Consider the following 25,059-nt stretch of genomic DNA (forward strand, 5'->3'; position numbering starts at 1 on the left):
TCTCCCCGCGGGACCTCGCGTGATGATCACTCCCAGGACCCCTGTACGGGCGGCAGCTGGGCCAGTGCCGTCAGGTCCTCCGCGGTCAGCCGCAGGCCGCTGGCCGCCGCGTTCTCCGTGACCCAACGTTCCTGCTTGGCACCCGGCACCGGGATCACCTGCCGCCCCTGCGCCAGTACCCAGGCCAGGGCCACCTGTGCCGCCGTGACGTGCGGGCCGTGCCGGCGGGCCACCCGGCGCAGGCCCGCGACGATGGGCTGGTTGGCGGCCATCATGTCGGCCGTGAAACGGGGGTGGCGGGCGCGGACGTCGTCCGGTTCGAAGCCCGCGCCGGGCCGCAGCCTGCCGGTCAGGAAACCGTTGCCGAGCGGCATCGCGGCCAGGAAGCCGACGCTCCGCTCCGCGCACCACGGCAGCAGCGCGTCCAGCGCCTCCCGCGACCACACCGACAACTCGGCCTGCACCGCGCTCACCGGGAAGACCTGCTGCACCCGCCTCAGCAGCCGCAGCGTGTTGTCGTACAGGCGCGTGCCCGCCCGGCGCCCGCCGCGCGCCCCGACCGCTGACAGGCCGAGCGCCCGCACCTTCCCGGCCCGCACCAGCTCCGCCATCGCGCCCCACGTCTCCTCGACCGGGACCTCGGGGTCGGTGCGGTGCAGCTGGTAGAGGTCGATGACGTCTGTCTGCAGGCGCCGCAGCGAGGCGTCGCACGCCCGCTTGACATACCCGGGGCGGCCGTTGGCCACGATGTGCTGCTCGCCCACCAGCAGCCCCACCTTCGTCGACACGAAGGCGTCCCGGCGCCGCTCCCTCAGCACGCGGCCCAGCAGCAGCTCGTTGGTGAACGGCCCGTACATGTCGGCCGTGTCCAGGAGCGTCGAGCCCAGGTCCAGCGCCCGGTGCACGGCCCTGAGCGACTCGTCCCCCCGCCGGTGGGATGCGGTGTAGGCCCAGCTCATCGGCATGCATCCCAGCCCGATGGCCCCTACCGCGAGCGCCCCCGCCCCGATCGTCCTGCGCTCCACCTGGTCGTGACCCTCCCTCTCCGGCCTCCTCCAACCTAACCTTTGCGCCCTGGTGCACCTGACATAGCCTCCTGACCATGAGCGCTGACGTCTGGCTTCCCATCCCGCCCGAGGAGATCGACGGCCTCCCCGAGGGGCTCAACTACCTTTTCTGGGACGGGGGTGAGGACGGACGGCAGGAGTTCCCCGGCGATCCCGCCGAGTGCGCCGTGTACGTGGTGCCGTACATGAAGCGCCAGCCCGTCAAGGTGCGCCCGCTGGAGCGGATGCCGAACCTCCGCCTCCTCCAGACGCTCACGGCCGGTGTCGACGACGTCTCCGCGCGGCTGTCGTCCCTGCCGTCCGGCGTGACGCTGTGCAACGCGCGCGGGGTCCACGAGGCGAGCACCGCCGAGCTCGCGCTCACCCTGACCCTCGCCTCGCTGCGGGGTGTCCCGCAGTTCGTCCGGGCACAGCAACGGGAGCAGTGGCAAGGCGAGTTCCGGCCCGCTCTCGCCGACAAGAACGTGCTCATCGTCGGCTACGGATCGATCGGTTCCGCCATCGAGGACCGGCTCGTTCCCTTCGAGGTCGCGCGGGTGGCGCGCGTCGCGCGCACCGGGCGCACCACCGAGCGCGGTCCCGTGCGCCCCCTCACCGACCTCCCCGCCCTGCTCCCCGAGGCGGACGTCGTGATCCTCTCCACGCCCCTGACCGAGAGCACGCGAGGCCTGGTCAACGCCGGTTTCCTCGGGCGGATGAAGGACGGGGCGCTGCTGGTCAACGTCGCCCGCGGCGCCGTCGTCGACACCAAGGCGCTGCTCGCGGAACTGGAGAGCGGACGCCTCACCGCCGCCCTGGACGTGACCGACCCCGAGCCGCTGCCCCCGGGCCACCCGCTGTGGCAGGCGCCCGGCGTGCTGATCAGCCCGCACGTGGGCGGGCCCACCTCCGCCTTCCTGCCGCGCGCCAAACGGTTGCTGACGGACCAGTTGACCCGTTTCGTGAACCAAGAGCCCCTGCGGAACGTGATCCTGACGACGGGCTCCACGGCTTCGACGGGCGCGTGACAGCGGGCAGACAAAGGCGTGTAATCCGGTTCGGGCACCCTTCGCGACTCCTCGGAAGCGGTGCGTGCGCACATATCCGCTGGTCGTCACTGAGCGTAGAGAACCTATGTCCCTGAGTGACGAGACTGGTGTATCGTCCCGACAGGGGCAGCGCCACGCACCATTCGGCGCCGGGGATGGACATTCACATTGTGAGGGGGGCGACGGGCGATGCACGGCCTATGGACGAACGATCCGACGCGGCGGAGCCGCCGACGGCGACCCTGGCGCACGGCGGAGCGCAGACGCTGTCGCCACACCAGCCATCAGCACCGCCGGCCCAGCGGACGCAGGCGGCACGCGCACCCGGCACACCGCTACCGGCGGGATCCGGGGGCGACACAGACCGGGAGGCCCCGGTGAACGCGCCGCCCACGGTGACGACCCCGCTCAACGGAACGCTGCGCACGCAGCCCCCGGCCGGGGCACCGCTCCCGAGGCCGCCCCTCCTGCGCGGCGGCTCCGGCGTGATCCACCAACTCGTGCTCGCCCTGGTGTGCGCGGCCTACGCCGTCGGTGCCGCGCTCCGCTGGGGTTCACCCGAAGTGGCGCTGATCATGGGCGACTTCGGACTGGCCGCCGCGGCCGGTACGGCCGCCGTCTCCTGCTACCTCTACGCCCGTACGTCCCGGGTCCGCTTTCGACCCGCCTGGCTGCTGTTCGCCCTCTCCTCGGCGATGGCCGCCATGGGCAACGCGGTCTGGGGGTGGTACGAGGTCGTCCTGGCCCAGGACGTACCGAGCCCCAGCTACGCCGACCTGTTCTTCCTGTGCTTCGCGCCGCCCGCCATCGTCGGCCTGCTGGTGCTGGCCAAACGGCCGGCGTCGAAGGCGGGCTGGATCTGCCTGGCCCTGGACGCCTGGCTGATCGGGGGCTCGCTCCTCACCCTGTCGTGGAGCCTGGCCCTCGCGCAGGCCGCCCGGTTCGACGGGCCGAGCGTGGCGCACGCCGCGCTGTCGCTGGCGTACCCGCTGCTGGACATCGCCCTGGTCAGCATGGTGCTCGCGCTGCACTTCCGGCGCTCGCCCGGCAACCGCACGGCGGTGAACACCGCGATCGGCGCGCTCGCCCTGACCGTGATGTGTGACGCCCTGTTCACCTCGCCGCTGCTGCACAGCAGTTACCACTCCGGGCAGCTGCTGGACGCGGGCTGGTTCGCGGGCTCGCTGCTCCTGGCGTACGCCCCCTGGGCCACTCCCCGGCACCAGGGCCGGCAGGAGGACGCCCGGACCGCGGCGGACGGCTCCACGCGCGTGGTCCACGACCTCGTGCCCGCACAGCAGGGCGGCGGCAGCCAGCCGGCGCCGTCCCCGACCGGGGGTGAGCACGGCCGGTACGGGGCCGGCCGCCCCCTGACCAGTTCCCTGGCCGCGCTCACCCCGTACCTGGCCGCGGCCGTGTGCACGCTGGGCATCCTGTACAACGGCCTCAACGGACGCAGCCCCGACCCGGTGGTGCTCATCACCGCGGGCGCCGTCGTGCTCGCCCTGGTCGTGCGCCAGGGCATCACGCTGGTCGACAACATCACCCTCGCCCAGGAACTGGCGCAGAAGGAGAACCACTTCCGCTCCCTGGTGCAGGGCTCCAGCGACGTCATCATGATCGCCGCACCCAACGGCATGCTCCGCTACGTCTCCCCGGCCGCCGCCGGCGTCTACGGGCGTCCCGCGGAGGACCTCGTGGGCTCCGAACTGGCCAATCTCATCCACCCGGAGGATCTGGGCTGCGTGGTGCACGAAGTGCGCCGCTTTCTCGCCGCCGATCCGCTCGAAGAACCCACTACGCGCATCGAATACCGCTTCCGGTCCGGCGGTGGGGGCACCTCCCGCCCTGGGGGCACCTCCCGGCCGGAGGCTGGGGGAGAAGCCGGGAGTGGGGGAGGCTGGCTCAACGTCGAGTCCACCGTCAACCGGCACCACGGCGGCCTCATCTTCAACAGCCGTGACGTCACCGAGCGGGTCCGCCTCCAGGCACAGCTCCAGCACAACGCCGAGCACGACCCGCTCACCGACCTGCCCAACCGCGCGCTGTTCACCAAGCGCGTGCAGCAGGCCGTCTCCGGCCGTCGCGCCTCGGACCGCGGCGCCGCCCTGCGCGGCACCGCCGTGCTCTTCATCGACCTGGACGGCTTCAAGGCCGTCAACGACACGATCGGGCACCAGGCCGGGGACGAACTGCTCGTCCAGGCCGCCCGCAGACTCCAGGAGGCGGTCCGGCACGGGGACACCGCCTCACGGCTGGGCGGCGACGAGTTCGCGGCCCTGATCGTCGGAGACGGCACCCGTGACCTCAGTGCCCGGGAGCGGCACATCCTGGAGCTCGCCGACCGCCTCAGGCTCACCCTCTCCCAGCCGTACGTCATCGACGGCAACGACGTCCGCGTCAACGCCTCCATCGGTGTCGCCTTCGCCGAACCCGGGCTCGGTGGCGGTGAGTTGCTGCGCAACGCCGACCTGGCCATGTACCGCGCCAAGTCGGCCGGCAAGGGCCGCGTCGAGCTGTACAAGCCGCAGATGCAGCAGGACGTCGTCCGCAAGGCCGAACTGGCCACGCGGCTGCGCGCCGCGCTGCACGACGGCGAGTTCACGCTGCTGCACCAGCCCGTGGTGTGCCTGGACGGCGGCCGGATCGAGTCGGTCACCGCCCAGGCGCGCTGGCGCTCCTCCCAGGGCGTGCTGTTCACCCCGGCCGAGTTCCTGCGGGTGGCGGAGGACAGCGACAAGACCGCGGAGCTGGACCGCTGGATCATCGAGGAGTCCGTGGCGCAGGCCGCCGAGCGGGCCGCGAGCGGACTCACCGTGCCGGTGGCCGTCCGCATGTCCGCCCGGCGGCTGCTGGACCGGTCGATGCCCTTCGGCTCGGTCGAGGCCCTGCTCACCCGGCACGGGCTGCCCTCCGGCTCCCTGGTCGTCGAGCTGTCCGACACCGACCCGCGCGTGAGCCTGGACGAACTGGAGCGGCGTCTGTCCGCGCTGCGGCGGCTCGGCGTACGGATCGCGCTCGACGGCTTCGGCAGCGGCTACGCGGCGATCACGGCGCTGAGAAGGCTCCCCGTCGACGTCCTGAAACTCGACCGCGGTCTGGTCGAGGGCGTCGTCGAGTCCGCCCGGCTGCACAAGATCACCAGAGGGCTGCTGCGTATCGCCACCGACCTCGGGCTCCAGTCCGTGGCCGAGGGCGTGGACCTGCCCGAGCAGGTGGTCGCCCTGCGCGCGATGGGCTGCACGCACGGACAGGGCATGGCGTTCGCGGCGCCGCTGGACGAGTACCGGCTGCGCAGGGCGCTCGGCCGCGGCCACTACCCGGTCCCGCACGGGCCGGCCGAACCCGCCTTCGCGGGCGGTTCGGGGGTGTACGCGAGCGGGGTGCCCGCCGTTTTCGGAGGCGGGAGCGCCTTGCGCTCACATAATGAGACGCCCGTCCCACCCACTTGACACGTGGTGCGTGCCGGGGGGAGGGTCAGTGCCATGCGCACCCGAATTCTCGTACTTGGAAAGCGCGTCGGCTGAGCTGGGCCCCACCGGACGACGTCCGGAATCCCCAGCGACCCTCACCGGCGCGCTCCCCTCGCTTGCCTTCCGGCACGAGGGGTTTTTTGTTGCACAGGCACGATGCGACGACCCGCCGCACCCCGTACGAACATCGCGAAAACCCCCAAGCAAAACCCTCAGCATCGAGAAGAGAATGCCGATGACCGAGCAGGCCACCGGGGCCCACCATCCGCAGCCGCGGCCGCCCCGTTCCGGAGGGCAGCAGCCCACGCCCGTCGAGCACGTCACGGGTGCGCAGTCCCTCATCCGTTCGCTCGAGGAGGTCGGCGCCGACACGGTATTCGGCATTCCCGGCGGTGCGATCCTGCCCGCCTACGACCCGCTGATGGACTCCCGGCGCGTGCGCCACGTCCTGGTCCGGCACGAGCAGGGCGCCGGCCACGCGGCCACCGGGTACGCGCAGGCCACCGGCAAGGTCGGTGTCTGCATGGCGACGTCGGGCCCGGGTGCGACGAACCTGGTCACGCCCATCGCCGACGCGCACATGGACTCGGTGCCGCTCGTGGCGATCACCGGGCAGGTCGCGTCCAAGGCGATCGGCACGGACGCCTTCCAGGAGGCGGACATCGTCGGCATCACCATGCCGATCACCAAGCACAACTTCCTGGTCACCGACGCCGAGGAGATCCCGCGGGTCATCGCGGAGGCCTTCCACATCGCCTCCACCGGCCGCCCCGGCCCGGTCCTCGTCGACATCGCCAAGGACGCCCTCCAGGCGCGGACCACCTTCACCTGGCCGCCCGTCATGGACCTGCCCGGCTACCGCCCGGTGACCAAGCCGCACGCCAAGCAGATCCGCGAGGCCGCGAAGCTCATCACCGCCGCCAAGCGGCCCGTCCTCTACGTCGGCGGCGGCGTCCTGAAGGCCCGGGCCACCGCCGAGCTCAAGGTCCTCGCCGAGCTCACCGGAGCGCCCGTCACCACCACCCTGATGGCGCTCGGCGCGTTCCCCGACAGCCACCCGCTGCACGTGGGAATGCCGGGCATGCACGGTGCGGTCACCGCCGTCACCGCGCTGCAGAAGGCCGACCTGATCGTCGCCCTCGGCGCCCGCTTCGACGACCGCGTCACCGGCAAGCTCGACAGCTTCGCCCCGTACGCCAAGATCGTCCACGCCGACATCGACCCGGCCGAGATCGGCAAGAACCGCGAGGCCGACGTGCCGATCGTCGGTGACGCCCGCGAGGTCATCGCAGACCTGATCCAGGCGGTGCAGAAGGAGCACAACGAGGGCCACCGAGGCGACTACAGCGCCTGGTGGAAGGACCTCTCCCGCTGGCGCGACACCTACCCGCTCGGCTACGACCAGCCCGCGGACGGCTCGCTGTCGCCGCAGGCCGTCATCGAGCGGATCGGTCAACTGGCGCCCGAGGGAACGATCTTCGCGGCGGGCGTCGGCCAGCACCAGATGTGGGCCGCGCACTTCGTCCAGTACGACACGCCTTCCACGTGGCTCAACTCCGGCGGCGCCGGAACCATGGGCTACGCGGTCCCGGCGGCCATGGGCGCCAAGGCCGGCATGCCCGACCGCGCGGTCTGGGCGATCGACGGCGACGGCTGCTTCCAGATGACCAACCAGGAACTCACCACCTGCGCCCTGAACAACATCCCGATCAAGGTCGCCATCATCAACAACGGCGCCCTCGGGATGGTCCGTCAGTGGCAGACCCTCTTCTACAACCAGCGCTACTCCAACACCGTGCTGCACTCCGGCCCCGAGGCCAGCGGCCTGGAGCCCAGCGCCGGCACCCGGGTCCCGGACTTCGTGAAGCTGTCGGAGGCCATGGGCTGTCACGCGATCCGCTGCGAGGCCCCCGAGGACCTCGACAAGGTCATCGCGGAGGCGAACTCCATCAACGACCGTCCGGTCGTCGTCGACTTCATCGTCCACGAGGACGCGATGGTGTGGCCGATGGTCGCCGCCGGCACCTCCAACGACGAGATCATGGCCGCCCGGGACGTCCGCCCCGACTTCGGCGACAACGCAGACGACTGACCTTCAACAGGCAAGGAAGAGCACAGAGATCATGTCCAAGCACACGCTCTCCGTCCTGGTGGAGAACACCCCGGGCATCCTCGCCCGCATCGCCGCCCTGTTCTCCCGCCGCGGCTTCAACATCGACTCGCTCGCGGTCGGTGTCACCGAGCACGCCGACATCTCCCGCATCACCATCGTGGTGAACGTCATCGAGGACCTGCCGCTGGAGCAGGTGACCAAGCAGCTCAACAAGCTCGTCAACGTACTGAAGATCGTCGAGCTGGAGCCCGCCCAGGCGGTTCAGCGCGAACTCGTTCTGGTGAAGGTGCGCGCCGACAACGAGACGCGCTCCCAGATCGTCGAGATCGTCAAGCTGTTCCGCGCCAAGACCGTCGACGTCTCGCCCGAGGCCGTGACCATCGAGGCCACCGGCAGCGGCGACAAGCTGTCCGCCATGCTCAAGATGCTGGAGCCGTTCGGCATCAAGGAGCTGGTCCAGTCCGGCACGATCGCGATCGGACGCGGCGCCCGTTCGATCACCGACCGCTCGCTGCGCGCCCTCGACCGGTCCGCTTAGGACCACGTCCGGGCGGCCGCGACACACCGGCCGCCCGGATACCGAGACCCCCAGACTTCCCTTCTCCCCACCGGCATACGGTGGGTCGCGACATCTGCACTCAAGGAGAGAACCCAAAGTGGCCGAGCTGTTCTACGACGCTGATGCCGACCTGTCCATCATCCAGGGCCGCAAGGTCGCGGTCATCGGTTACGGCAGCCAGGGCCACGCCCACGCCCTGTCGCTGCGCGACTCCGGTGTCGACGTCCGCGTCGGTCTGCCCGAGGGCTCCAAGTCCAAGGCCAAGGCCGAGGAGCAGGGCCTGCGCGTGGTCACCCCGGCGGAGGCCGCCGCCGGGGCCGACGTCATCATGATCCTGGTCCCGGACCCGATCCAGGCCCAGGTCTACGAGGAGTCCATCGCCCCGCACCTGAAGGACGGCGACGCGCTGTTCTTCGGCCACGGCTTCAACATCCGCTTCGGCTTCATCAAGCCCCCGGCCGGTGTCGACGTCTGCATGGTCGCCCCCAAGGGCCCGGGCCACCTGGTCCGCCGCCAGTACGAGGAGGGCCGCGGCGTTCCCTGCATCGCCGCCGTCGAGCAGGACGCCTCCGGCGAGGGCTTCGCGCTCGCGCTGTCGTACGCCAAGGCCATCGGCGGCACCCGCGCCGGCGTCATCAAGACGACCTTCACCGAGGAGACCGAGACCGACCTGTTCGGTGAGCAGGCCGTGCTCTGCGGCGGCGCCGCGGCCCTGGTCAAGGCGGGCTTCGAGACCCTGACGGAGGCCGGCTACCAGCCGGAGATCGCCTACTTCGAGTGCCTGCACGAGCTGAAGCTGATCGTGGACCTCATGTACGAGGGCGGCCTGGAGAAGATGCGCTGGTCCATCTCCGAGACCGCCGAGTGGGGCGACTACGTCACCGGCCCGCGCATCATCACCGACGCCACCAAGGCCGAGATGAAGCAGGTCCTCGCCGAGATCCAGGACGGCACCTTCGCCAAGAACTGGATGGACGAGTACCACGGCGGTCTGAAGAAGTACGACGAGTACAAGAAGCAGGACTCCGAGCACCTGCTGGAGACCACCGGCAAGGAGCTGCGCAAGCTGATGAGCTGGGTGAACGAGGAGGCCTGAGCCTCGGGGCGGCGGGGCCGGCCGACACGGCTCGGCCCCGCCGCCCGTCTCTCGTCCACGGCTTGTCCACTCCGTCCAGCCACGGACGGGTGATCCTTCCCCCGCGGCGCGCTCGGGCGCACGGCGCGCTACTACACTGCTGAACTACATACGCGTCAGGCCCACAGCGTCGTGCGTCTTCCGCTGCTTGCCCCCCTCCTCCGCCTGCGGCCGTCGGGACGGCCGTCCGCACGCTTAGGACTTGTGAGGACCTCACGTGAGCTCGAAACCCGTCGTACTCATCGCTGAAGAACTGTCGCCCGCCACCGTCGACGCGCTTGGACCGGATTTTGAGATCCGGCAGTGCAACGGAGCGGACCGAGCCGAGTTGCTTCCGGCCATCGCCGACGTGGACGCGATCCTGATCCGCTCCGCCACCAAGGTCGACGCCGAGGCGATCGCAGCCGCCAAGAACCTGAAGGTCGTCGCGCGGGCCGGCGTCGGCCTGGACAACGTCGACGTCTCCGCCGCCACCAAGGCCGGCGTCATGGTCGTCAACGCCCCGACCTCCAACATCGTGACCGCCGCCGAGCTGGCCTGCGGTCTCCTCCTCGCCACGGCCCGCAACATCCCGCAGGCCAACGCCGCGCTCAAGAACGGCGAGTGGAAGCGCAGCAAGTACACCGGCGTCGAGCTGGCCGAGAAGACCCTCGGCGTCGTCGGCCTCGGCCGTATCGGCGCGCTGGTCGCCCAGCGCATGTCCGCGTTCGGCATGAAGGTCGTCGCGTACGACCCCTACGTCCAGCCGGCGCGCGCGGCGCAGATGGGCGTCAAGGTGCTGTCGCTGGACGAGCTGCTCGCGGTCTCCGACTTCATCACCGTGCACCTGCCGAAGACGCCCGAGACCCTCGGCCTCATCGGCGAGGAGGCGCTGCACAAGGTCAAGCCGAGCGTGCGCATCGTCAACGCCGCGCGCGGCGGCATCGTCGACGAGGCGGCGCTGTACGCGGCGCTGAAGGAGGGCCGCGTCGCGGGCGCCGGCCTCGACGTGTACGCCAAGGAACCGTGCACGGACTCCCCGCTCTTCGAGCTGGACCAGGTCGTGTCCACCCCGCACCTCGGCGCCTCCACGGACGAGGCGCAGGAGAAGGCGGGCATCGCGGTCGCCCGCTCGGTCCGCCTCGCGCTCGCCGGTGAGCTGGTCCCGGACGCGGTGAACGTCCAGGGCGGCGTCATCGCCGAGGACGTCAAGCCGGGCCTGCCGCTCGCCGAGCGCCTCGGCCGGATCTTCACCGCCCTCGCGGGCGAGGTGGCCGTCCGCCTCGACGTCGAGGTGTACGGCGAGATCACCCAGCACGACGTGAAGGTCCTGGAGCTCTCCGCGCTCAAGGGCGTCTTCGAGGACGTCGTCGACGAGACGGTGTCGTACGTCAACGCCCCGCTGTTCGCGCAGGAGCGCGGCGTCGAGGTGCGGCTGACGACCAGCTCGGAGTCCGGCGACCACCGCAACGTCGTGACCGTCCGCGGCACGCTCGGCACCGGCGAGGAGGTGTCGGTCTCCGGCACGCTGGCCGGCCCGAAGCACGCCCAGAAGATCGTCGCCGTCGGCGACTACGACGTGGATCTCGCGCTCGCCGAGCACATGGTCGTCCTGCGCTACGAGGACCGCCCCGGCGTCGTCGGCACCGTCGGCCGCATCTTCGGCGAGGCGGGCATCAACATCGCCGGCATGCAGGTCGCCCGCGCCGACCTGGGCGGCGAGGCGCTGGCCGTCCTGACCGTCGACGACACGGTCGGCCCCACCGTCCTGGCCGAGGTCGCCGCGGAGATCGGCGCGACCTTCGCCCGCTCGGTGAACCTGGTCTGACCGCCTGCCAGTCCGAAACGCCGGACGGACCGAGAACTCCTCGGCCCGTCCGGCGTTCTCGTTGCGCGGTGCCTTCGGGAAGCGGCGCGTCTAGAGCCGCGCCCCCTTCAACGCCATGTGCAGCAGCAGACGGTCCTCGCCGTCGTCCAGGTCCAGGCCGGTGAGGTGTTCGACGCGGGACAGGCGGTAGTAGAGGGTCTGGCGGTGGATGCCCAGGGCGGCGGCGGCGCGGCCGGCCTGGCCGGCGTGGTCGAGGTAGGTCTCGGCGGTGCGGGCCAGTTCGTGGTGGGCCGTGGTCAGCAGGGGCGCGACCACGGGATCGAGGGCGGCCTCCGGGGGCAGGGCGGTCAGCAGGCGGTAGGGGCCGATGCGGGCCCACTCGGCGATCGGGCCGAGCACCGGTTCCGCCAGGACCGCGCGGGCCGTGCCGACCGCCTCCTGCCAGGAAGTCGCCAGCTCCGCAAGGCCGAGGCGCGCGGCGGCGACCCCCGCCGCGGTGAACCCGCCCTTGCCGCCCGCCCGCTCCAGGAGCCGGCCCGCCGCCGAGAGCGCGGGTGCCATCACGTCCGTCGAGCGGAGCCGCACCAGCAGCGCGAGGCACTGGGCGGTGGCACCCCAGGGGATGGTGCACAGGGCCGTCGCGCCCGGGAGGGTACGGACCGAGGGGGCGTCGTCCGGGTCGGCCGAGGGCCAGGGGGCCACGCAGATCACCGTGTGGGGGCCGTCCGCCCGGACGCCGAGAGCCGTACGGAGCTCCGCCACCGCCATGTCGCGCTGCCAGCCCCGCTCGGAGGTCAGCACCGCGCGCAGCTCCCGCGTGAGGTCGGCGCCGGCCTGCGCCTCGTCGGCGAGGAGCGCGCCGATGCGGGCGGCGACCGCCATGGCCGCGGTCAGCTGCTCGTCGCTCGGGCCCGGATCGCCGTCCAGGAGCCAGACGTAACCGAGGACGACACCCCGATGGCGTACCGGCAGGCAGATCCGTCCGCGCAGGACCCCCGCCGCCGGGGTGGGCGGGATGCGCACCGGCTGGGTGGCCCGCGTGATGCCGAAGCCCTCGAACCACGTCCGGACGGCCGCCGTGGAGCGCCGGGTCAGGATCGAGCGGGCGCGCACCGGGTCCAGCGCCGAGGTGTCCAGCTCGTCCTCGCTGTCGTACGTGCCGAAGGCGATCAGCTCGAAGTCGCGGTTCTCCAGGGTCGCGGGCGCGCCCAGCAGCTCCGAGATCTCGTCCACGAGCTCCTGGTAGTCACCCTTGTAAACGGCCGTCACGCGGGCATTCTGTCGCATTTCCCAGCCGTCTTCATACATCTGTCTGAGATCCGGTGAACGGATGCGTGACAGCTGTCGATGGCAGACGATCGGAGTGATCCTTAGGTTTCACGGTGGTTCTCCGTGCCGTGGCCGAATCGTCGGTTCGCGGCCTTCTGGTGCTTTGTTCTGGAGGTGCCCCGTGCTGGGTCCCGTGATTCTCGCCGCGTCGCGCAGCGACCGGATGCGACGCCTGATCTCGGCGGCCCCGGTGACCAAGCAGGTCGTTGACCGCTTCATCCCCGGCGAGACCGTCGACGACATCGTCCCCATCATCAAGGAGCTCACGGCCAAGGGCCTGGAGCTGACCATGGACGTCGTCGGCGAGGACATCACGACCCCCGAGCAGGCCGCCGCCGCCCGGGACGCCTACCTGGCGCTCGTCGAGCACCTCCAGGCGCTGGACCTCGGTCCCCAGGTCGAGATGTCCGTCAAGCTGTCCATGTTCGGACAGTCCCTCCCGTCGCCCACCACCGCCCTTGCCGGAGGGCCCTCCGGGCCCGCCCCTGTATTTCCAGGCGGTCACGAGCTCGCGCTCGCCAACGTCCGCCCGGTCGTCGAGGCCGCCGCCGCGATCGGTACGACCGTCACGCTGGACGCCGAGGACCACACCACCCTCGACTCGATGTTCGCCATCCACGAGGAGCTGCGGAAGGACTTCCCGCAGACCGGCTGCGTCATCCAGGCCTACCTCTTCCGCACCGAGGCCGACGCCCGCCGCCTCGCCGCGAGCGGCAGCCGCGTACGGCTCGTCAAGGGCGCCTACAAGGAGCCCGCCGAGGTCGCGTACCAGCAGAAGCACGAGATCGACAAGGCGTACGTCCGCATCCTGAGGACTCTGATGGAGGGGGAGGGGTATCCGATGATCGGGTCCCACGACCCGCGTCTCATCTCCATCGCACAGGAGCTCGCCCGGCGTGCGGGGCGCAAGCTGGACGAGTACGAGTTCCAGATGCTCTACGGGATCCGGAGCGACGAGCACCTGCGGCTCGCCGCCGAGGGACACCGCATGCGCGTCTACACCGCGTACGGCACCGACTGGTACGGCTACTTCATGCGCCGCCTCGCGGAGAAGCCGGCCAACCTGCGCTTCTTCGTGCGCAGCATGGTCACCACGGGCTGAACCCCGAACACCCGCTCAAGAAGCACCCGCTCAAGAAAAAGGAGCCAAGGATCTCATGGACGCTGTGACCCAGGTCCCCACCCCCGTCAACGAGCCGGTGCACGGCTACGCCCCCGGCTCGCCCGAGCGTGCCCGTCTCGAGGTCAAGCTCAAGGAGCTGGCCGAGAACCCGGTCGACCTGCCGATGACCATCGGCGGGGAGAAGCGGATGGGCGGCGGCGAGGCCTTCCAGGTCGTCCAGCCGCACAACCACAAGGCCGTCATCGGCACGCTGCGCAACGCCACCCAGCAGGACGCGCAGGACGCCATCGACGCGGCCCTCGCCGCCGCGCCCGCCTGGCGCGCGATGTCCTTCGACGACCGCGCGGCGATCATCCTGCGCGCCGCCGAGCTGCTGGCCGGCCCCTGGCGCGAGACGCTGGCCGCCTCCACCATGCTGGGCCAGTCGAAGACCGCGCAGCAGGCCGAGATCGACACCCCCTGCGAGCTCGTCGACTTCTGGCGCTTCAACGTCAAGTACGCGCGAGACCTGCTCGCCGAGCAGCCGCCGGCGAACTCCCCGGGTGTGTGGAACCGTCTGGACCACCGCCCGCTGGAAGGCTTCGTCTACGCGATCACGCCGTTCAACTTCACGGCCATCGCGGGCAACCTGCCCACCGCGCCCGCCCTCATGGGCAACGTCGTCGTCTGGAAGCCGTCCCCGACGCAGACCCACGCCGCCGTGCTGCTGATGCAGCTCCTTGAGGAGGCCGGGCTGCCCAAGGGCGTCATCAACCTGGTGACGGGCGACGGCATCGCCGTCTCCGAGGTGGCCCTCGAACACCCGATGCTGGCGGGCATCCACTTCACCGGCTCGACCAAGACCTTCCAGCACCTGTGGAAGACGGTCGGCAACAACATCGAGAAGTACCGCTCCTACCCGCGCATCGTCGGCGAGACGGGCGGCAAGGACTTCGTCGTCGCCCACCCGAGCGCCGACCGCGCCGTGCTGAAGACCGCGCTGACCCGCGGCTCCTTCGAGTTCCAGGGCCAGAAGTGCTCCGCGTCCTCGCGCGCCTACATCCCGGCCTCCATCTGGAACTCCGGTTTCAAGGAGGAGTTCGCGGCCGAGGTCGACGGCATCGCGATGGGTGACGTCACCGACCTGACGAACTTCATCGGCGCCGTCATCGACGAGCGCGCCTTCGCCAAGAACAAGGCCGCGATCGACCGCGCGAAGTCCGACCCGAGCTGCACGATCGTCGCCGGCGGCACGTACGACGACTCGGTCGGCTACTTCGTCCGCCCGACCGTCATCGAGTGCGCCGACGCGGAGAACGAGGTCTTCACGACCGAGTACTTCGGCCCGATCCTCGCCGTGCACGTCTACGAGGACGACAAGTACGACGAGATGCTGAAGCAGATGGAGTCCGTCTCGGCGTACGCGCTGACCGGCGCCGTCATCGCCAACGACCGCGACGCCGCCGCGCACACGATGGACAAGCTCCGCTACGCGGCCGGCAACTTCTACATCAACGACAAGTCGACCGGCGCCGTCGTCGGCCAGCAGCCCTTCGGCGGCGGCCGTGCCTCCGGCACCAACGACAAGGCCGGCGCCCCGCAGAACCTGATGCGCTGGACCCTGACCCGCGCCATCAAGGAGACGCTGGTCCCGCCGACCGAGTACGGCTACCCCCACATGGGCTGACCCGCCCGCTGAAAGGGGTGCCGCCGGGCCCGTGAGTCCGGCGGCACCCCTTTCACGTGTTCAGTCGGCGATGCGCAGGAGCAGCTTGCCGGTGGAGGTGCGTCCGCCCATGAGCGCGTGCGCGGCGGCCGCCTCCGACAGCGGGAACTCGGCGGTGACGGGCAGGGTGAGCGTGCCGTCGGTGACGGTCCGCAAGGCGCGCTCGACCAGCGAGCGCACCGCGCCGGGGTCGGCCGCGGCGAGGGCCAGGATGGAGAAGCCCGCGACGGACCGGCCGTGCGCGCGCAGTTCGGCCTGTCCGACCTGCCAGGGCTCCGCCCCGCTCGCGTTGCCGTAGGACACCAGGCGCCCGTAGACGGCCAGCGCGTCGAGGCCGCGTCGGAGGGTGTCGCCGCCCTCGGGGTCCAGGACCAGGTCGACGCCCCGGCCGCCGGTGGCGCGGCGGACGTCCTCGGTGAAGGCGCCGGCCGTGAACACCTCGTCGTAGCCGTACTTCAGGGCGTGCGCGGCCTTCGCCGGCGACGAGACGACGCCGTACACCGCGCCCGCGCCCGCCGCCCGGGCCAGCTGCCCGACCGCCGTGCCGATCCCGCCCGCGGCCGCGTGGACGAGTACGCTCTCCCCGGCCCGCAGCCGGCCCACCTCGTTGACCAGGGCGTACGCGGTCGGTACCACCGTGGGCAGCGCGGCCGCGGTGCGCAGGTCCAGGCCTTCGGGCACCGGGAAGACGGTGGCGGCCCCGGCCCGCACCACCTCCGCGTAGCCACCGTCGCCGATCAGCGCGACGACCTCCTGCCCCGGACGCAGGCCCTCCACCCCGGTTCCGATGGCCCTGATCCGGCCGGAGACCTCGAGTCCCGGAACGAAGGGGAGCGACTCCACCCGGTATCCCTCGGCACGCGCCTTGAGGTCCGCGAAGTTCACTCCCGCGTAGACGGCGTCGACGGTCACCTCACCCGGCCCCGGCTCGGGCACCTCGGTCTCCACGACCCTCAGCACCTCGGGGGCGCCGTACTCCTCGAACTCGACTGCACGCATCGGCGGAACGCACCCTTCGATCGACCCGTTCAGGAACCGGCTCACGAATGTTCAACGGAAAGCGAACACTCGGAGTGTAAGATGACCGTCGAACACTCAGCAAGAGGCGGATCGCATGTCAGACCAGACAGGGGGCGGCAGCCACCGCGCCGCGCCGATGCACACGGACCCCGAGGACGTCCCCCTCCTCACGGCCCTGTCCGCGCTCGCCGACCCCGTACGCATCCAGCTCGTCCGCGAGCTGGCGGCCTCCGACGACTGGACCCGTAACTGCGGCAGCTTCGACGTGCCCGTGGGCAAGGCCGCGCTCAGCCACCACTTCACCGTCCTGCGCGGCGCGGGTCTGGTGGAGCAGCGCGACCGGGGTCCGAGGCGCGTCAACCGGCTGCGCCGCGAGGAGTTCGACGCGCGGTTCCCCGGGCTGCTCGCCCTGCTGCTCCGGGCCGACGACGGGCGGGAGGAGCCGGGGCCCTGACGGCCGAAGCGCTCGTGGGGCGCCGCCCACCGACGGCTCGATCGGCGCGCGCCGTCACCCCCCGGTGGCCCTGGTCGAGCCCGGCAAGCCCGACGTCACCGTGGCCGAACCGGTGACGCTCCCCGCCAGGCGCGGCGGCCTGTAGGCCACACCTCTGCTGGACCCCACGGCCTGCCGTGGGGTCCTTCCCCTGTCCGGCCGGGCAGACTGCCCTCATGGCCGACGTGGTGACGGTGACGTCCGACGACGGTGCGCGTCTGTGGGCGGCGCGCTCGGGGCCGCCCGGGGCGCCGCTCGTGCTGTGCCACGGCGGGCCCGGGCTGTGGGACATGTTCACGGACGTGGCCGCGCTGCTGCCGATTCCGGTCGTCCGCTGGGACCAGCGCGGCTGCGGGCGGTCGGAGAGGTGCGCGGGGCCCTGGACGATCGAGCGGTCCGTCGCCGATCTCGACGCCGTTCGACAGCACTTCGGGCTGGAGCGGATGACCCTGCTCGGCCACTCCTGGGGCGCGTACCTGGCGCTGCGCTACGCGCTGGCGCGTCCGGACCGGGTGAGCACGCTGGTGTACGTGTCCGGCACGGGGATCGGCCCCGACGCCGACTGGTACCCCGCCTTCGTGGAGAACCTCCGTGCCCGGCTCGGCGATCACCCGGGGTCCCCGGGCGGTGAGCGGGAGCGTGCGGTGGTGCGGTGGTCCGCCGAGTTCGAGGACCGGGAGCGGGCCCTCGATCATGCCGGGCGGATGGCCGATCCGTGGTTCGGGATCAACTGCCCGTGCCACCATGCGCTGGACGCGGAGCGCGGGCGCGCCTGCGGCGGCCCCGAGCTGCACGCCGCCTGCCGCGGCCTCCCCGTCCCCGTGCTGATCGTCGACGGCGGCCGGGACCTGCGCCCGCGCACCGCCGTCGACTCCCTGGAGCGCGCGCTGCCCCACGTACGCCGGGTGGTCCTGCCGGAGGCCGGGCATCTGCCGTGGGCCGAGGACCCGGACGGCTTCCGCGAGGCCGTGGCGGCGGCGGTGCGATGAGCCGCCGCGGCTCGCCGAGCCGGGTGTGATGCCGGTGCTGATGCTGCGACCGCACAGGGTTCGCCGTATGGCGGGGGCTTCCCGAGAACCACCCCGCGACCGTACGCGGTCACAGTCCTAGCCGGGCATCTCCGTCCGCTCCCACCACTCGTAGACGGGCAGCCGGCCCGCGGCCGTGTCCGCGTGCCGTGAGGTCGGCCGGAAGTGTTCGTAGCCGTTCCGGAGCTCGATCTTCACGTCGTTCTGCGGGGGCGGCATCGGGACGATTCGTTCCGGCAGATCGTTCGGGCCGCCCTCGAGCAGCACTTTGGCCGTGTCGTTCATGACGTCACGGTTCCCCCGCCGCGGTCCGACGTCGCGCGCGGAGGTGAGGATCAGCCGGGTGGGCGATCCGCCGGTCAGGCCGCCCGCACCAGGGTCTTCCCCGTATTGCCGCCGCGCAGCATCAGCAGGAACGCCTCCACGATCCGTTCGAAGCCGTCCACCACCGTCTCGTCGGACACCAGCGTCCCGCTCAGCAGATGCGGTACGGCGAACTCGTACAACTCCTCCTGCACGTCCCGGTAGTCGCGCACCAGGAAGCCCTCGATGCGCAGGCTCTTCTCCACCACGTCGGCGTGGTCGAACAGAACGGGCGGGGCGGACGGGGTGTTGTACTGGGCGATCGTGCCGACCCGCACCACCCGCCCGCGATGACGCAACGCACCTACCGCCGCGCCCAGTTGGTCGCCGCCCACGTTGTCCACGGCGATGTCGACGCCGTCGGGGGCGGCGGCCGCGAGGAGTTCGGCGGCCGGACCGGCGTGGTAGTCGAAGGCCACGTCGTAACCGGCTTTCTCCGTCAGGTACTTCACCTTCTCCGGCGAGCCCGCGCTGCCGATCAGGCGGCCCGCGCCCAGCAGCCGGGCGAAGCGGCCGGTCGCCGTGCCGACGCCGCCCGCCGCACCGGAGACGAACAGGTCCTCGCCCGCGCGGAGCCGGGCCACGCGGGTGAGGCCGACGTACGCGGTCAGGCCCGTACCGCCGAGGACGCCCAGGTGCGCGGACAGGGGGACGCCTTCGATCTCCGGGAGCCGCCGGGCCTCCTCGGGGTGGACGAGCGCGTGGGTGCGCCAGCCCTTGCGGTGCAGGACGACCGTGCCCTCGGGGAGGGACGCATCGCGCGAGGCGATCACGCGACCGAGGGTGCGGCCCTCCAGCGGGGCATTCAACTCGAAGTCGCCGTCCATCATTTCGCGGTGGTACGGGTCCACGGACCAGTAGAGGTTCTCGACCAGGGCCGTGCCCGCCGCCGGCTCCGGGACGCGGGACTGCACGAAACGGAAGTGGCCGGCGGTCGGGAAGCCGGTCGGGCGGGCGGTCTGCTGCACGGTCAGCGCGGTGCCGGTCGTGCGGGACGGAGAGGGCGTCAGCGTCGTGGCGGTCATGGGACGGGACCGTAGGCAGGAATGCGCGTGCCGGGCAGAGGGTTGGGCTCATGGAACGCAGCGATCCATGAAGCTCGCTCATAGCAGCAGGTGGGAGCCCGAGTGCCGACAGCCGACCTCGCTCCGCAAGAGCTCAGGACCCTGGTCGCCGTGGCCGACGAGGGCGGCTTCTCGGCCGCCGCCGTCCGGCTCGGCGCCACCCAGTCCGCCGTCTCCCACGTGGTGCGCGGCATCGAAGGGAAGCTGGGCGTCGTGCTGTTCGAGCGCGGCCGGTACGGCGCCCGGCCCACCGCGGCCGGCGAGCGGGCCGTGACGCACGCGCGGCGGGTGCTGCGGATGCTGGCGGCCCTGGTCGACGACACCCGCGGCGCGGAAGCGGGCGAGGCCGCCGGCCCGTTGCGCATCGCGGCCTTCCGCAGCGCCGCCCTGCATCTGCTGCCGCCCGCCCTGGAGCGGCTGGCCGCACGGCACCCGGGTATCGAGTCGACCGTGACCGTCGTACGGGAGCTGGGCGCCGGGACCGCGGGGGAGGTGGCCGAGGGGCGCGCCGACCTCGGGATCGCGACCTTCGCCGCCGACGGCTCGTCGATCCCGGCCGGGCTGGTCGGCGACGTACTGCTTCAGGAGCCGTACTCCCTGGTGCACCCGGCCGGACACCCCGCGCCCCGGACCCTGTGGCTCGTCGACTGGGCGGAGAACTGCTCCTCCTACACCCGCGACTGGTGGGCCGCCCAGGACTGGATCCCGGCGGCGACCGTGCGCGCCGAGGACGACGGAGCCGTGCTGTCGATGGTGGGCAGCGGGCTCGGCATGGCGATCATGCCCGCGCTCTCGCTCACCGGCTTCCCGCCCACCGTCGAGATCACCGGCCTCGGACCGCGGCGCCCGACCCGCTCCGTCGGATACGTCACCACGCCCGAACTCGCCACGACGGCGGCCGTGCGGGCGCTGATCCGGGAGTTGCGGTCCTTGCGTCCGCGCGCGGCGGGGTGAGACGCGTGCGGCCGGGCATACCCGTACGGCACGTCACCTCCGAACGGCAAAAGCCGAGTTCACAGAGGTGTGACACCCGTCGCCGTCTCAGATAGTAGGAAGCCCGAGTAGTTATGCAGACAGACGGGGCCGCCTCCCGTAGCTTGGGAGGAGCCGAACGTCTCGCTCGATCAAGCGAATGGCGGTCGTGAGCCGGGCCCTGTGCAGGCAACCCCTGCGGCCATCGCTCCCCGCCCCTTCCGGCCTCTCGTCATCCCGTTGCCTTACGCCGCGTTTGCCGAAGGAGCGATTGCCATGGCCGAGACGACCGTCCGCCGCCGCGTCCGCCACGTGACCCGCGCCAGCGAGTCCGACCGCAAGAACGCCGCCGCCGCCCTCCAGCGCGCCCTCGACCGCCGTGACAACGGAGGCGAGACCGGCCACTGAGCCGCGGCCGGCCCTCCGGCACCGTTCCGGGAGCCGCACCCGGTCGGGGTGCGGCGCGGTCTCACCGGCCGCGCCGCACCTCGAAGTGGTCGATCCGCTCGCCCGTCTCCGTCAGCGCCGAGACGGCGAGCCTCGGGGACGGCCCCGCCTGCGCCGCCACGGACAGCAGGGAGAAGCCGGTGTAGCGCACCCGCGACCACTCCACCGTCTCCGGCGCGCGGCCGTGCGAGCGGGTCCAGTGGAAGGTCTTCACCTCGTCGTGCCGGGTGAGGTGCCCCTCGTAGCTGTCCTTGACGCCCGAGGCAAAGGAGTAGAGCTCCCGGCCGCCGCCGCCCGCTGTGACGTACACGATCCCGTCCCGCGTCGGATCCGTCGACGCGCCGATCGGGACCGGCCTGCCGACCGCGCCGCCCCGCACGGCGTCGGTCCGCTCGTACACGTGGTTGTGTCCGTTGATCACCAGGTCCACCTGGTGCTTCTCGAACAGTGGGAGCCACTCGGCGCGGACACCGCCGTCCGAGGCGTGCTGGGAGGTCGAGTACGCGCAGTGGTGGAAGAAGACGACCACGAAGTCGACGCCCTTCGCCGCGCGCAGCTCCCGCAGCGTGCGGTCCAGCCACCGCGTCTGCCGGCCGCCCGAGCGCCCGAGGTTGGCGGGGATCTCGTACGACACGTCGTTCGCGTCCAGCGCCACGAAGCCGACGTTGCCGTACCGGAAGCTGTACGCGCCCGGCGTCCCGTGCGGGTCGAAGCCGTTGCCGGGGAGCGAGAAGCGGGCGAGCTGGCCGCCGTAGCCGTCCGGTGAGTACCAGGCCTCCATGTCGTGGTTGCCGGTGGTCACCATCCACGGCACCGAGCGCGCCACCGGCTCGTTCTGCCTGAGGAAGCGGTCCCAGGTGCGCGGGTCGTAGACGTCGGACCTCTCGCCGTGGCCGCCGGTGTCGGCGTAGCAGATGTCGCCCGCGTGGAGGTGGAACGCCGGCTTTTGGCCCAGCAGGACATGGTCGTTGGCGGCCGCCGCCCGGCTCACGCCCTGGTCGCCGAAGGCGGTGAACACGAACCGCTCCGGGCTCGCGGGCGCCGTGCGGAAGGAGGCGATGGCCGAGCGGTTCTCCGGGGCGGCCGGGTCCCGGCCGTCGTGGCCGACGCCGTAGTAATACGTCGTGCCCGGGTGCAGCCGGTCCAGGGCCGCGTGCACGTAGTACTGCTCGACCGCCGGCCGTATGCCCGGTGCCCCCGGCGTGTGCAGGTCGCGCACCTCGGCCGGGACGCGGCGGCCCAGGTCGTCGGGCCGCAGCCCGATCCGCACGTACGGCCGCCGCACCACGGCCGGTACCTGCCACGAGATCCGCATCTGCGTCTTCGGGTCGGCGCCGAAGGCGAGGTGGCGGCCGAACGGGATCACCGCGGCGCCCTGGGCCCGGGAGGCGGACGGCGCGGGCAGCCCCGCCGTCCGGGCCGGCTGCGCGCAGCCGGTCAGCAGGGTGCCGCCCGCCACCGCGCCCGCGGTGACCAGGGTGCGGCGCCGGGTGAGCCGGGCGCGCAGGTACTCGTACTGCTCGGCCATGCTCATCCGGCGGGCGAGCTGTGGGGGGATGCCGACGTCAGGAGTCTCCATGAGCGAGAACTTCCCTGCGCCGCCCAACACCCTTGCTGCGTACGGATGAACGCCGGCCGAAGGGCCGGAGTCGCCCCGTGCCGCCGGCACCGCAACCGCGCCCCGCCGCCACCCCGTCCGTCCGCATGCCGGACGGGGCGTGTCAATTCATGGGACGAGGGGTAGTGTCCCCGGCATGTCGCGCAGCATCGATCTCGCAGTGATCCCCGGAGACGGCATCGGCCAGGAAGTCGTGGCCGAGGGCCTCAAGGTCCTGGCCGCCGCCCTTCCGCAGGACGTGAAGCTGGAGACCAAGGAGTACGACTTCGGCGCCCGGCGCTACCACGCCACCGGTGAGACCCTCACCGACGCCGATCTCGACGACCTCAGGAAGCACGACGCCATCCTGCTCGGCGCCATCGGCGACCCGTCGGTCCCGTCCGGCGTCCTCGAGCGCGGCTTCCTGCTGAGGCTCCGCTTCGCCTTCGACCACCACGTCAACCTGCGCCCGTCGAAGCTGCTCCCCGGCGTCGCCACCCCGCTCGCCGGCCAGCCCGAGATCGACTTCGTCGTCGTCCGCGAGGGCACCGAGGGCCCGTACACCGGCAACGGCGGCACGATCCGCAAGGGCACGCCCCACGAGGTCGCCACCGAGGTCTCCGTCAACACGGCCTTCGGTGTCGAGCGCGTGGTCCGCGACGCCTTCGCCCGCGCCCAGGCCCGCCCGCGCAAGAAGCTCACGCTGGTCCACAAGAACAACGTGCTGACCTTCGCCGGACACCTGTGGACGGACGTCTTCGACAAGGTGGCCGAGGAGTACCCGGAGGTCACCACCGAGTACGTGCACGTCGACGCGGCAACCATCTACCTCGTCACCCAGCCCGAGCGGTTCGACGTGATCGTCACCGACAACCTCTTCGGCGACATCATCACCGACCTCGCCGCGGCCGTCTCCGGCGGCATCGGTGTCGCCGCCTCCGGCAACATCAACCCGGCCCGCGAGTTCCCGTCGATGTTCGAGCCCGTCCACGGCTCGGCCCCCGACATCGCCGGCCAGGGCAAGGCCGACCCCACCGCCACGGTCCTCTCCGTCGCCCTGCTCCTGCGCCACCTCGGGTACGAGTCCGAGGCGGACCGCATCGAGGAGGCCGTGTCGGCCGACCTCGCGCAGCGCGGCACGCTTCCCGAGCGGAGCACCGCCGAGATCGGCGACGCGCTCGCCGTACGGGTAGGCGGCTGACCGGCGGCGCCACGACACTCTCCCGAAGCCGCCGGGCCGCGTTCCGCACCCGGCGGCTTCTCCTGTGCCGGTCCGGGTGCCACCATCAATCTCCGGGCCGTTTTCACCCCGATTCCTTCCCACCGTCGTCCCCGCGCGATAATCGAACGCGGAGCCGCGGTATGAGGGAAGCTGGGACGCCCTGGCACTGGCTATGCGCCGTGCAGGCGTGAGCGCGGCCCGTCACTACAACCGGTGAAGGACAAGCACTCATGACGACGCCCACGATCGAGCTCAAGCCGTCCGCCACCCCGCTCTCCGCAGCGGAGCGCCAGGCGATCCTGGCCGACCCCGGGTTCGGCCGCCACTTCACCGATCACATGGTGACGATCAAGTGGACCGAGGGCCGGGGCTGGCACGACGGACAGCTCGTTCCGTACGCGCCGATCCCGCTCGACCCGGCCACCAACGTCCTGCACTACGCGCAGGAGATCTTCGAGGGCCTGAAGGCCTACCGCCGCCCCGACGGCTCCGTCGCCACCTTCCGCCCGGAAAAGAACGCCGAGCGCTTCCAGCGCTCCGCCCACCGCCTCGCGATGCCCGAGCTGCCGGTCGAGACGTTCATCGAGGCCTGCGACCTCCTGGTCCGCCAGGACAAGGACTGGGTCCCCGCGCACGGCGGCGAGGAGTCCCTCTACCTGCGCCCGTTCATGATCGCGACCGAGGTCGGCCTGGGCGTGCGCCCGGCCAACGAGTACCTCTTCGTCGTCATCGCCTCCCCGGCCGGCGCCTACTTCCAGGGCGGCGTGAGGCCGGTCTCCATCTGGGCCTCCGAGGACCACGTCCGCGCCGTCCCCGGCGGCATGGGCGACGCGAAGACGGGCGGCAACTACGCGGCCTCCCTGCTCGCCCAGGCCGAGGCCGCCGCCCAGGGCTGCGACCAGGTCTGCTACCTCGACGCGGTCGAGCACAAGTGGGTCGAGGAACTCGGCGGCATGAACCTGTACTTCGTGTACGGCGACAAGATCGTCACGCCTACCCTGACCGGTTCCATCCTGGAGGGCGTCACCCGTGACTCGCTGCTGACGGTCGCCCGCGACCTCGGCTACGAGTCCGAGGAGGGCCGCGTCTCCCTCGACCAGTGGCAGCGCGACTCCGAGAACGGCACCCTCACCGAGGTGTTCGCCTGCGGCACCGCCGCCGTCATCACCCCGGTCGGCACGGTCAAGCGCGCCGGCGCCGAGTGGAAGCAGTCCGACGGGCAGCCCGGCGAGGTCACCCTCAGGCTGCGCGAGGCGCTCCTGGACATCCAGCGCGGCACCGCCGAGGACAAGCACGGCTGGATGCACCCGCTGGGCTGAGCTGCCCGCCCGCCCGTACGCACTCGTCGGGGCCGCCCCGGACCACCCCGGTCCGCGGCGGCCCCGCCGCCGTTTCGAGCCCTGTTAGCGCCCCGCGCTGTCCGCCCTGTGCCCCTCTGCCCCGAACAAGGCGTTTGCCCAGGCCAGTTGGTCACTTGACGTGAAGGAATCCCCACAGGGCCGAGGAGTCCCCGA

At 71.7% G+C, this 25,059-nt stretch carries 20 protein-coding genes; 14 read left to right on the plus strand and 6 right to left on the minus strand.

Annotated features, from left to right (window positions below; genetic code table 11):
* Window positions 1-26: 26 nt before the first annotated feature.
* Complete coding sequence (locus tag QFZ74_RS22365; RefSeq protein ID WP_307622593.1) at window positions 27-1,025, minus strand: aldo/keto reductase; 999 nt, start codon at window positions 1,023-1,025, stop codon at window positions 27-29.
* Window positions 1,026-1,102: 77 nt separating this feature from the next.
* On the opposite strand from QFZ74_RS22365, the gene QFZ74_RS22370 reads away from it, so the two are divergent.
* From QFZ74_RS22370 to serA, 6 genes are all read left to right on the plus strand, one after another.
* Complete coding sequence (locus tag QFZ74_RS22370; protein ID WP_307622594.1) at window positions 1,103-2,074, plus strand: 2-hydroxyacid dehydrogenase; 972 nt, start codon at window positions 1,103-1,105, stop codon at window positions 2,072-2,074.
* Window positions 2,075-2,472: 398 nt separating this feature from the next.
* Window positions 2,473-5,547 carry a bifunctional diguanylate cyclase/phosphodiesterase gene (locus QFZ74_RS22375; protein WP_307622595.1) on the plus strand — a complete coding sequence of 1,025 codons (3,075 nt, stop codon included), beginning with the start codon at window positions 2,473-2,475 and terminating at the stop codon, window positions 5,545-5,547.
* A gap of 256 nt (window positions 5,548-5,803) precedes the next feature.
* Window positions 5,804-7,660, plus strand: a complete 1,857-nt coding sequence (locus QFZ74_RS22380; protein ID WP_307622596.1) for an acetolactate synthase large subunit — start codon at window positions 5,804-5,806, stop codon at window positions 7,658-7,660.
* Window positions 7,661-7,691: 31 nt separating this feature from the next.
* The gene (gene ilvN, locus QFZ74_RS22385; RefSeq protein ID WP_307622597.1) at window positions 7,692-8,219 is read left to right on the plus strand and encodes an acetolactate synthase small subunit; all 528 of its coding nucleotides are present in this window, start codon (window positions 7,692-7,694) and stop codon (window positions 8,217-8,219) included.
* A gap of 118 nt (window positions 8,220-8,337) precedes the next feature.
* The gene (ilvC, locus tag QFZ74_RS22390; protein ID WP_307622598.1) at window positions 8,338-9,336 is read left to right on the plus strand and encodes a ketol-acid reductoisomerase; all 999 of its coding nucleotides are present in this window, start codon (window positions 8,338-8,340) and stop codon (window positions 9,334-9,336) included.
* Between the two features lie 256 nt (window positions 9,337-9,592).
* Window positions 9,593-11,182 (plus strand): phosphoglycerate dehydrogenase, encoded by a 1,590-nt coding sequence (gene serA, locus QFZ74_RS22395; RefSeq protein ID WP_307622599.1) that lies wholly within the window; start codon window positions 9,593-9,595, stop codon window positions 11,180-11,182.
* Window positions 11,183-11,272: 90 nt separating this feature from the next.
* Here the strand turns inward: serA and QFZ74_RS22400 are convergent, their stop codons facing one another.
* Window positions 11,273-12,490 (minus strand): PucR family transcriptional regulator, encoded by a 1,218-nt coding sequence (locus QFZ74_RS22400; protein ID WP_373462427.1) that lies wholly within the window; start codon window positions 12,488-12,490, stop codon window positions 11,273-11,275.
* A gap of 142 nt (window positions 12,491-12,632) precedes the next feature.
* Between QFZ74_RS22400 and QFZ74_RS22405 the strand changes: the two genes are divergently transcribed.
* Complete coding sequence (locus QFZ74_RS22405) at window positions 12,633-13,613, plus strand: proline dehydrogenase family protein (protein WP_307622601.1); 981 nt, start codon at window positions 12,633-12,635, stop codon at window positions 13,611-13,613.
* Window positions 13,614-13,668: 55 nt separating this feature from the next.
* On the plus strand, window positions 13,669-15,300 hold the full coding sequence (gene pruA, locus QFZ74_RS22410) for an L-glutamate gamma-semialdehyde dehydrogenase (RefSeq protein ID WP_307622602.1): 1,632 nt from the start codon (window positions 13,669-13,671) through the stop codon (window positions 15,298-15,300).
* Between the two features lie 60 nt (window positions 15,301-15,360).
* On the opposite strand, the gene QFZ74_RS22415 is transcribed toward pruA, so the two are convergent.
* The gene (locus tag QFZ74_RS22415) at window positions 15,361-16,338 is read right to left on the minus strand and encodes a zinc-binding dehydrogenase (protein ID WP_307622603.1); all 978 of its coding nucleotides are present in this window, start codon (window positions 16,336-16,338) and stop codon (window positions 15,361-15,363) included.
* Between the two features lie 115 nt (window positions 16,339-16,453).
* Between QFZ74_RS22415 and QFZ74_RS22420 the strand changes: the two genes are divergently transcribed.
* Window positions 16,454-16,813 (plus strand): helix-turn-helix transcriptional regulator, encoded by a 360-nt coding sequence (locus tag QFZ74_RS22420; protein WP_307622604.1) that lies wholly within the window; start codon window positions 16,454-16,456, stop codon window positions 16,811-16,813.
* A gap of 215 nt (window positions 16,814-17,028) precedes the next feature.
* Window positions 17,029-17,841, plus strand: a complete 813-nt coding sequence (locus tag QFZ74_RS22425) for an alpha/beta fold hydrolase (protein ID WP_307622606.1) — start codon at window positions 17,029-17,031, stop codon at window positions 17,839-17,841.
* 117 nt (window positions 17,842-17,958) lie between these two features.
* Here QFZ74_RS22425 and QFZ74_RS22430 read toward each other — a convergent pair whose 3' ends face one another.
* Window positions 17,959-18,165 (minus strand): DUF5988 family protein, encoded by a 207-nt coding sequence (locus tag QFZ74_RS22430; RefSeq protein WP_307622607.1) that lies wholly within the window; start codon window positions 18,163-18,165, stop codon window positions 17,959-17,961.
* 74 nt (window positions 18,166-18,239) lie between these two features.
* On the minus strand, window positions 18,240-19,268 hold the full coding sequence (locus QFZ74_RS22435) for an NADP-dependent oxidoreductase (protein ID WP_307622608.1): 1,029 nt from the start codon (window positions 19,266-19,268) through the stop codon (window positions 18,240-18,242).
* Between the two features lie 102 nt (window positions 19,269-19,370).
* Between QFZ74_RS22435 and QFZ74_RS22440 the strand changes: the two genes are divergently transcribed.
* Both QFZ74_RS22440 and QFZ74_RS22445 read left to right on the plus strand, forming a co-directional pair.
* Entirely contained in the window at window positions 19,371-20,261 is an 891-nt protein-coding gene (locus tag QFZ74_RS22440; protein ID WP_307622609.1) for a LysR family transcriptional regulator, read from the plus strand.
* Between the two features lie 294 nt (window positions 20,262-20,555).
* On the plus strand, window positions 20,556-20,687 hold the full coding sequence (locus tag QFZ74_RS22445; RefSeq protein WP_283844273.1) for a hypothetical protein: 132 nt from the start codon (window positions 20,556-20,558) through the stop codon (window positions 20,685-20,687).
* Window positions 20,688-20,748: 61 nt separating this feature from the next.
* Here QFZ74_RS22445 and QFZ74_RS22450 read toward each other — a convergent pair whose 3' ends face one another.
* Entirely contained in the window at window positions 20,749-22,305 is a 1,557-nt protein-coding gene (locus tag QFZ74_RS22450) for a metallophosphoesterase family protein (RefSeq protein WP_307622610.1), read from the minus strand.
* Window positions 22,306-22,480: 175 nt separating this feature from the next.
* On the opposite strand from QFZ74_RS22450, the gene QFZ74_RS22455 reads away from it, so the two are divergent.
* Both QFZ74_RS22455 and QFZ74_RS22460 read left to right on the plus strand, forming a co-directional pair.
* Window positions 22,481-23,524, plus strand: coding sequence for a 3-isopropylmalate dehydrogenase (locus tag QFZ74_RS22455; RefSeq protein WP_307622611.1), 1,044 nt, complete (start codon window positions 22,481-22,483; stop codon window positions 23,522-23,524).
* Between the two features lie 251 nt (window positions 23,525-23,775).
* On the plus strand, window positions 23,776-24,864 hold the full coding sequence (locus QFZ74_RS22460; protein ID WP_307622612.1) for a branched-chain amino acid aminotransferase: 1,089 nt from the start codon (window positions 23,776-23,778) through the stop codon (window positions 24,862-24,864).
* Window positions 24,865-25,059: the final 195 nt, after the last annotated feature.

The organism is Streptomyces sp. V3I7, from assembly GCF_030817495.1.
Lineage (GTDB): Bacteria > Actinomycetota > Actinomycetes > Streptomycetales > Streptomycetaceae > Streptomyces.

Excerpts from the sequence above, each read along its gene's own strand:
- pruA (WP_307622602.1), top strand. The coding sequence starts at position 13,669 with ATGGACGCTGTGACCCAGGTCCCCACCCCCGTCAACGAGCCGGTGCAC.
- QFZ74_RS22380 (WP_307622596.1), top strand. The coding sequence starts at position 5,804 with ATGACCGAGCAGGCCACCGGGGCCCACCATCCGCAGCCGCGGCCGCCC.
- ilvN (WP_307622597.1), top strand. The coding sequence starts at position 7,692 with ATGTCCAAGCACACGCTCTCCGTCCTGGTGGAGAACACCCCGGGCATC.
- QFZ74_RS22370 (WP_307622594.1), top strand. The coding sequence starts at position 1,103 with ATGAGCGCTGACGTCTGGCTTCCCATCCCGCCCGAGGAGATCGACGGC.
- QFZ74_RS22400 (WP_373462427.1), bottom strand. The coding sequence starts at position 12,490 with ATGTATGAAGACGGCTGGGAAATGCGACAGAATGCCCGCGTGACGGCC.
- QFZ74_RS22455 (WP_307622611.1), top strand. The coding sequence starts at position 22,481 with ATGTCGCGCAGCATCGATCTCGCAGTGATCCCCGGAGACGGCATCGGC.
- QFZ74_RS22425 (WP_307622606.1), top strand. The coding sequence starts at position 17,029 with ATGGCCGACGTGGTGACGGTGACGTCCGACGACGGTGCGCGTCTGTGG.
- QFZ74_RS22415 (WP_307622603.1), bottom strand. The coding sequence starts at position 16,338 with ATGCGTGCAGTCGAGTTCGAGGAGTACGGCGCCCCCGAGGTGCTGAGG.
- QFZ74_RS22445 (WP_283844273.1), top strand. The coding sequence starts at position 20,556 with ATGGCCGAGACGACCGTCCGCCGCCGCGTCCGCCACGTGACCCGCGCC.
- QFZ74_RS22460 (WP_307622612.1), top strand. The coding sequence starts at position 23,776 with ATGACGACGCCCACGATCGAGCTCAAGCCGTCCGCCACCCCGCTCTCC.
- QFZ74_RS22430 (WP_307622607.1), bottom strand. The coding sequence starts at position 18,165 with ATGAACGACACGGCCAAAGTGCTGCTCGAGGGCGGCCCGAACGATCTG.
- QFZ74_RS22420 (WP_307622604.1), top strand. The coding sequence starts at position 16,454 with ATGTCAGACCAGACAGGGGGCGGCAGCCACCGCGCCGCGCCGATGCAC.
- QFZ74_RS22450 (WP_307622610.1), bottom strand. The coding sequence starts at position 22,305 with ATGGAGACTCCTGACGTCGGCATCCCCCCACAGCTCGCCCGCCGGATG.
- QFZ74_RS22435 (WP_307622608.1), bottom strand. The coding sequence starts at position 19,268 with ATGACCGCCACGACGCTGACGCCCTCTCCGTCCCGCACGACCGGCACC.